Genomic DNA, 8,188 nt, shown 5'->3' with positions numbered 1-8,188 from the left:
CTGGTTCGGCTAAGGGTATCAATGCTTTTGATTGGCCATCACCCAATGGGTGAGTCATGATCTCTTGCATAAGCGCCTCATTCTCAATTGATATCAATTACTTGAGATAGTTTAGCAAGTTTTAACTGCTCTTTTTAGGATTATCCCTAACGCTAAAATCAAATAGTTACTTTAGGTCGAGTTAAGCGGTTCAACATTATGAAATATTTAAAATTTTCGAAATCTGCTTTTAATGAACCTGAAACTTAAAAATTGCTAAATCCTAAGTGATAGTTTAGTTTCTCCAACGAAAAAATAGAATCGGTAAACCTTATAATGTTCCAGGTTTCTAAAATCCCGATTTTGTTAGTTGATTGAAGTTTCCCGTTTTTTTATAAAGTGAAGCAGGTTTGCAAGGGTATTAATTTAGACCCCATCGGGTCATCGCCAGTTGGCGGCAATCACGGGAGTCAATTGAGTTTGATAATCAGGCGGCAAAACAGTCTCGCCCGCTGCAGGGGGAGCAAACGCCGCCATAGCCGACACCAATACATCTACCTGACTGCTTAACAAGGTTTGTTCGTCAGCAGTCTTAAATTGCTCGATCCGATAAGCCGCACTTGAATACCAATTCTTAATCGATATTTTATCGTTACTGCCGATAATACTGACTTCGAGATTCCGGCCTGCTTTTCTAAACCAAAGTTGATCAGCCGCAATGTCATTTCCAAATGATAATGTGTCGGCATTACCGACTGCCGTATCGTAGTCATCAATAGTATCTTTACCCGATCCTCGACTGAATAAATACGTATCCGATCCCGTTCCGCCGTTCAGGTAATCATCTCCGATGCCTCCATCAAGCAGATCATTCCCTCTATCCCCGTAAAGCGAATCGTTTCCGGCTCCGCCTGTCAGTGAGTTGTTACTTACATTACCCCTCAGTAGGTTGTTGAGTTCATTCCCTATACCATCAATCACGGCGCTTCCGGTCAACGTAAGATTCTCAATATGACGGGATAAGGCAAAGGATACAGAGGATTGAACAATATCGAAGCCTTGATTGCTATATTCAATAACGACATCGCCGACGTTATCCACTATATAGGTGTCATTGCCGCGCCCACCTATCAAGGTATCAGTGCCGGTGCCGCCATTTAGAATATTTGCAGCGATATTACCCATCAACACATTATCTAATTCATTACCGGTAGCGTTGATAGATCTAATACCTGTTAATTGTAACCACTCGACATGTGGGCTGAGTTTGTAAGAAACGCTGGACTCAATTTTATCAACGCCTTCACCTGCATTTTCGATAACACTATCTCCAGCGCTGTCTACAATGTAAATATCATCGCCGATTCCACCCGCCATGATGTCATGACCTCTTCCTCCATTTAAAACATCATTACCCGCATAACCAAACAGCTTGTCCGTGCCTGCCAAGCCATTGAGTAGATCATCACCACGACCACCAATCAGACTATCTCCGCCAGAACTGCCGGTGAGAATCAAGCCGGGCATTCTGGCAACAGTAATGTCAAAAATATCGGAGACCGTCAAGTTTCCCGTGTCTTTCGCAGTGACTCTCACGCTGAGCGTCCCTGCTTTATCAGCAATACCTCTGAAAGTCAGTGTTTCAGCGTCAAAGACCAGCCATTCCGGTAACTCACTGCCGTCAGCCTGTCTGGCACTATAAGTCAGCACATCACCGTCATCCTGATCGTCAAAAGCATTGCCGTCGATGGTGAACACGAAATCATCTCCCTCAAAAACCTGCTGGTCCGAAAGTGCTTTAGTCAATTCCGGAGCCCGGTTACTGATCATTTTGGCTTTAACCACAGCCAAATCCCAAACCGTCCCATTAAAAAATTTGATCTGTTCAACCGAGTAAGGCGTGATGCCGTCATTCTCCATGTAATTTAGGACTGTCAGCGTGTCCGATGTGCTTTTAATAGAAAATTCAAGATTGTTGCCAATCCGACGAACCTGGATATCATCTGGTACTACTGACCAATCAAACTGTATAGCATCGATTTTGCCAGCAGTCGTATCGTAACTATTGACCCAGTCCTGGCCTGATCCTTTGCCAAAAACATAGGTATCATTACCTGTACCACCTGTCATGATGTCAATACCGGCACCGCCGTTTAATTCATCATGACCTTCTCCCCCATAAAGCTTATCATCGCCCGAGCCGCCACTCAGGAAATCATTGCCGATACCACCGTATAGTTGGTCGTTTCCTGCCTCACCGTATATCGTGTTGCTGTCAAAAAGCCCATAAATGGTATTGTCCTGATCCTGCGGATTAAGTGTGACGGTCGGCTTTGCCTGCTCGATCAACTCTGCGATTGTCATCACCGTTCCGTCACCAAATTCAATACGTTCCAAGCCCATGCCGGATAAATCAGTAGAATTCGGTAAGACAATATCGACACCACCTCCCGCCCACAACAAAGAGAGCACTGCATGAACTGACTGATTGCTGACTGCATTGCCTTCTCTAAGGTGAATGCCCGGTGATAAAAGTGTTCCGTTATTGCGGATACCCTCAACCACTTGCTCGCCCCAAGAAAAAGTTACATCATTTGGATTAATGGCAATCAAACGTAACGTATCTTCGACAATAGCTTGAGGCTCATCGACAGGTGCCGATACGATTTGCTGACCCCCTGCACCTGTCGATAAAGGGGTAGTAAATCCCAATCTATATCCTATTGATTGTCTTAATTGAGTTCCTGTGTCCCAAATTGTATCGATGCCGTATTCACCCGCGAATACAACATAGGTATCTTGACTAAACCCGCCATCCAGAAAATCATTTCCCTCTCCTCCAACTAAAGTATCTCGGTAATAGCCGCCATAAAGGCTATCATCGCCGGTATTGCCATAGACAAAGCCACCGATCACTGTATCGATATCGGTTAAATAGGTTGTTTCGTTATTGAGACCCGGCCTGCCGGACGCAAAAAGGGTATCGTTACCTTCCCCTCCATCGATCATTGAGATACTGTTATCTCCGTGATAGCGGTAGCCTCTAATCGTATTGTCACTGTTGCCACCTTGGATAAATTCAACCTGGGTCGTGTTGGTTTCACTGATTTGCCAGTATTGCGTCATTGCGGAAGAGGAAGGGCTGGCACCGATCAAAAAGCCGCCTAAAATATTGATGCCGCTGTAGACAGGCATTGCCGCATCTAGACTGGTATTGACGCCATTTATCCCGAATTTATTTAACAAATGACTCCACTCTTTGATGGAAACATAGTGCTGACCTGAAGCGGCATTATTCACTTGATTAGAGGGCGAAGTGTTAATGACATTAACGGTGCTGCTGGAGTAAGTTTTATTTTCTGAGCTACGTTGGATTTCTGCCGCATCGCTAGCAAAGTCGACCCCTTCAAACCGTTCTGTGCGGATAATTGCCGAATCAGAGTTCACCGCGGACGACTGGTAGGTTGAACCGTTAACACGCAGATAATTAGCAGAGGTATTGTTCAGTAATTCACTGGCCCATTGGGCGCGGGCCGCATCGAAAAAATCAGCCTTGAGTTGATCAAGATCCACCGTTGTCTGCGGTGAGGCCACCCAATCGGCAACCCCGGTTGAAACACCTGCTTCATCAAGAATTATCCACCGATGCGTAGCGGAAAAATAGTCTTTTAGCGTTAAGGTTGAAACACCACCCCTTAGCGAGATAAGCAAATTATTTGCTAACCGAGAATACTTCAAATCACCCAAGGTTGTTCCGTCTGTCAAGGCAATAATGCTTGAACCATTAGGTGTCTCCTCAACCACATCGTTGCCAAGCGCTCCCCAACCAAAGAGATAGCTGTCATTGCCGGCTCCACCGGCCAAAATGTCATTACCTGCTCCTCCGGACAAAACATCATTCCCGGCATAGCCCTCGATTCGATCATCAGCCTCAGTGCCGAATAACCGATCATTGTGTTCGGTTCCCCCATAGACACCAACAGCCGACATCGTCATTTCAGAGGCAAGCAACTGTGTATCATCATAAAAATGCAAAGCTGACACAGTGGGGCCATCATTAAACCAGCCATCGAACAGAATGCTATCTTGACCGTTTCCGATCCGCAAAAGCAGACTTCCGTTAGCCAACTGAAAAAACCCTAAGCCGCTGGCCTCAATACCTTCGCCGAAATAAACGACGTCACCGGCTGAATCGCTGGCGCTAGCTGTAGTGATTACGTCAGCGCCATCGCCTTTATTAAACCGATAAACATCGCTGCCAGTTCCGCCAGTAAGCACATCGGCTCCTTGTCCACCTCGAAGCGTATCTGAGCCGGCCCCACCGATCAAAACATCATTTCCACGACCACCGTCAAGCCAATCATTACCGTCATTGCCGTTAATAAAATCGTTACCGGCACCACTTGTTATATGCTCAGCCGCATCGCTCCCATTTAAAGCAAGGTTTTGGTTCGCATAGACAGATAACAATTCGCTTAAATTTCTCTCTACCCCGTCAACCAAAAATGAATTGACGATACCCAAGAAACCTTGCGCTATGCTGGCCCGGGCACCATTAGCAAAAGTCAGCAAAAGGTCTTGCTGCCCTGTTGCATCGGTTGTCAATGAAATTGCCTGCAATTGAGTTGATTCATTTAATACAATCCGGTTATTGTTATCCGCATCAGTGATAACATCTTGACCCTGACCTACCCTGTAAATATCCGTACCTTCACCACCAGCAAGATAATTGGTGCCGCTACCTCCGATGAGAATGTCGTCACCGGCGCCGCCAAAAAGCTTATCATCGCCGCTACCGCCATCTAAATAATCCGAACCGCCATCACCGTGTAATTCGTCGTTACCTTCCCCGCCATCAATAAAATCATTGCCGTGAGCGGCGAAATCTATATGACTGCCATCACCTATGAGTAAATCATCGCCACTGCCGCCATAAATTACATCATCACCTCCCCCACCCAACAATGTGTCGTGACCCGCTTCGCCATCCAGGTAATCGTTACCCTGGTATTGCGTAGCAATGAAATCAGTTCCGGCATCCCCCTCGATATAATCATCACCATCGCCGCCATAGAGAGTGTCGTCACCACCATGCCCCCAAATCGTATCGTTGCCGCCTTTGCCGTCGATGGTGTCCGACCCGTGATAAGCGGCCGGTACATGAAGACCTCTGAGATCGTCGCCTTCCAGCGTATCGTCGGTATCACCGCCAAGGATGATGTCATTACCGCCGTTGCCTTGCGCAAATTGCTGAACGTTGCCTGAGCCTAAATCTATGTAATCGTTACCATGCTGACTCAAGTCTTGCGCATTAAGATCGCCATGGATTGCATCGTCGCCTTCACCGCCAAATAAAGCATCGTCCCCAAGGCCACCATCAATAAAATCCATTCCGCTTTCACCATAAACGATATCATCGCCTCTACCGGCCAGGATCAAATCACCGCCACTACCCCCGTAAATAATATCCCGCCCACCTAGGCCTGTATCGAAGAGTCCGACAATCGAGCTTAAACCAATTCCATAATTCCATCCCGGGGAAGACTGATCGGCAGCTTGATACATTTCCGGTAAACCTTTGTAAGTCCAATCAGGATCAGACGTCCTATAACTGGCATCACCATAAATAAGGTCGTGTCCAGCGCCACCAAGAATAAGATCATCTCCTTCACCACCCATTAGTGCATCACTCTCGGGACTCCCGATCAAAATGTCATTTCCGGAACCCGCCGACAAAAAATCACCGTATTGGCCATTTGTAGTTTCACCACCAAAATCAAGATAGTCAGTTAACGTTATTAAATCCACAGCCTGATCGGCAAATAGGACATCATCACCATTCCAGCCCTCCAAAATATCCCGATCAGCCCCGCCAACCATATAATCATCCCCAAAAGTACCGATAAACTTATCGGGTTGACCTGACTGCGAATCACCCAGAAAGATATTTGCAGGTGTCGACGTCGGTACAGCTGAAGACGGAGGGAGTGCCAAGCCAAGATCACCATCGTGGAAATTTTTGATCATGATGCGGCCGCCGTCTAAAATGCTACCGTTGATATACAAGTTCCGTTGTCCAAATTGATCAGGCGCCCCCAAAACTAATAAAGTAGTTTGATCCGCCGATTCCCAGACATCCGCGCCGATTTTTTTGGCGCCGGTAAGGTCGAGCGTGACATCGTTAACGATGATGCTTCCCAGACCGTCGCTGTCTTCAATCGTATCGAAACCATCGCCGGAATGATAAATATAGGTATCTCGCCCTTGACCTCCGATAAGCCGGTCATTGCCTTGCCCACCTTCTAGAATATCGTCGCCGGAGCCGCCTAACAACTTGTCTGCTCCGCTGTCTCCGTTCAGTCTATCATTACCGGCACCGCCTTCCAGATAATCGTTGCCGACGTTGCCGGTGATAGTGTCGTCTCCGATTCCGCCGTAAAGGTGGTCGTTTTGGCTTCCGCCCTGAATATCTGTATTATCAGAGTCGTCGCCGAAAATATAACGCTTACTGTCGGGTGGTAAATCGGGACTTATGTAACCGATCCCCGCTGTCGAGAATACCTGTCCGGTCTTCAAGTCTTGAAAGGTTTCGTTACCTTCGCTACTGACGACCATGTCGGAATCCGCAGTATTGCGTCGTATCGATTGCGCCAACAGGTGGGCGCGGTCGCTTAGCCACATGTCGGAATAATGAGCTTCGCCATTCGCTTGCTGCTCTGTTGTCATAAGATTATCTTGCTCCCACTGCAAACCCAGTTCAGTGTTATTCAAACTGGCACTCTGCAGAAAAGCCGTCGCTTCGATGCTATTGGGTTTCAACGCAAACGGTGTTAAATGTACCAAACTTAGAAATAAACCGAAGTCCGCACGTGCTTCGCTGGACGTGGCGGCAGGAGCCACAATACTAACTTGGCCGATCAGATTTTTGAAGCCAGTTGCCCCGATTAGATCATTAATAGCTGAATAAAGATCGTTTCTATTGTCAGTGGTAATAGCGGGCTTGTTACCCAAAATAAGTTCAGTCAGTGCAGCTACTGAAATTTCCAAACTTTGGTCGACTTGGTTACTGGATTTTTCAAATAACTCTTTAAGCTCAAGAAGAGCGGAAGCTGTAGCTTGATCCTTTAGATTGTTATCTAATCTGATAAATAAATTGGCTACCGCAAGGCTATCCGTCATTTGACCGGCGCCATGACCAAAAGTAAAGTTCGAAGGCTCCGACTGCTCTATAAATAAGGCATCATGTGAGCCTTTTTGGAATAATCCTGGACCATTTTGAGTAATAAACTCCGGCATTTTATCGCCGAATAAATTGTGTATCGAATCCGAGGTAAATTCAAAGTCACCACCCAGCATCAAAAATAGATTAGCAACATTTATATTGGCATTTGTACCAATACCTAACAGACCATCACCCCCAAAGCCGGCAGCGTTGATAGTTAACGCCTCGGCACTGGCGTTGGGGAAAAGCCGAGTAAATGCTGCGGCAAGATGTCCGCCCAGCGAATGCCCTGTTACTGCCGACAATTTTCCGGAAAATCCATCAGGTTTGGCTCCCAAGGCGCGTGAGTCTGTAAACAAAGTAATTGAGTCTTTGAACTCTATTGTTCTGATCGTATGGCTGGGTAAGTCGATCACAATGTCGGAACGGGAACCCCAGGAAGCGATTAGTTGTTCCGGAGTAAGCTCAGTCGGTATAGGTGTGACTAAAGAATTGGCATTATAGGCCGCCCATGCAAAAAGCGAGTTTTGTAGCTCTGTTGTCAGCGTTGCATTTATTGTTAACTCAGCAGCCTGATAACTCTGATCGGCTGTCGCATTAAGACGCTGCCAATCATTAAACATATCTACAAGTTGGTCTAATGCCAGACCATCTAGCACAATATCGCCAAGGTCGGCACCTGGTAAATCCGGGTCACTTAGAGTGCCTCGAATTGCGTAGACATATTGACCTTCTTGGAAACCGCTTGGTTCGTCAGTATCAATTCGTTTAAATAAAGTTGCAGAAAATCCGCTTTCAGTATCGGGTTGATGTGAAATAACCTCCCAATGTAATAAGAATGCTTCAGCTTGTAACGAAGAAAATAGAGGGTTTGAATCTGGACTTGCATCACTTTGTAAGGCTAATTGCAGATTTGAATTATTCAAATCTGCATAACTAGATTCAGCCAATTGAGCTAATTCAAATATTTTATTTGCATAAATCATT

At 46.3% G+C, this 8,188-nt stretch carries 1 protein-coding gene; it reads right to left on the bottom strand.

Going from position 1 to position 8,188, the window contains the following annotated elements:
- Nucleotides 1-420: 420 nt before the first annotated feature.
- On the bottom strand, nucleotides 421-8,187 hold the full coding sequence (locus tag Q7V32_RS05275) for a calcium-binding protein (RefSeq protein WP_304895933.1): 7,767 nt from the start codon (nucleotides 8,185-8,187) through the stop codon (nucleotides 421-423).
- Nucleotide 8,188: the final 1 nt, after the last annotated feature.

It is taken from the genome of Methylicorpusculum sp. (genome assembly GCF_030651835.1).
Taxonomy (GTDB): domain Bacteria; phylum Pseudomonadota; class Gammaproteobacteria; order Methylococcales; family Methylomonadaceae; genus Methylicorpusculum.
Note: the sequence above shows the minus strand (reverse complement) of the source record. Positions and strands in the feature narration are given on the sequence as shown.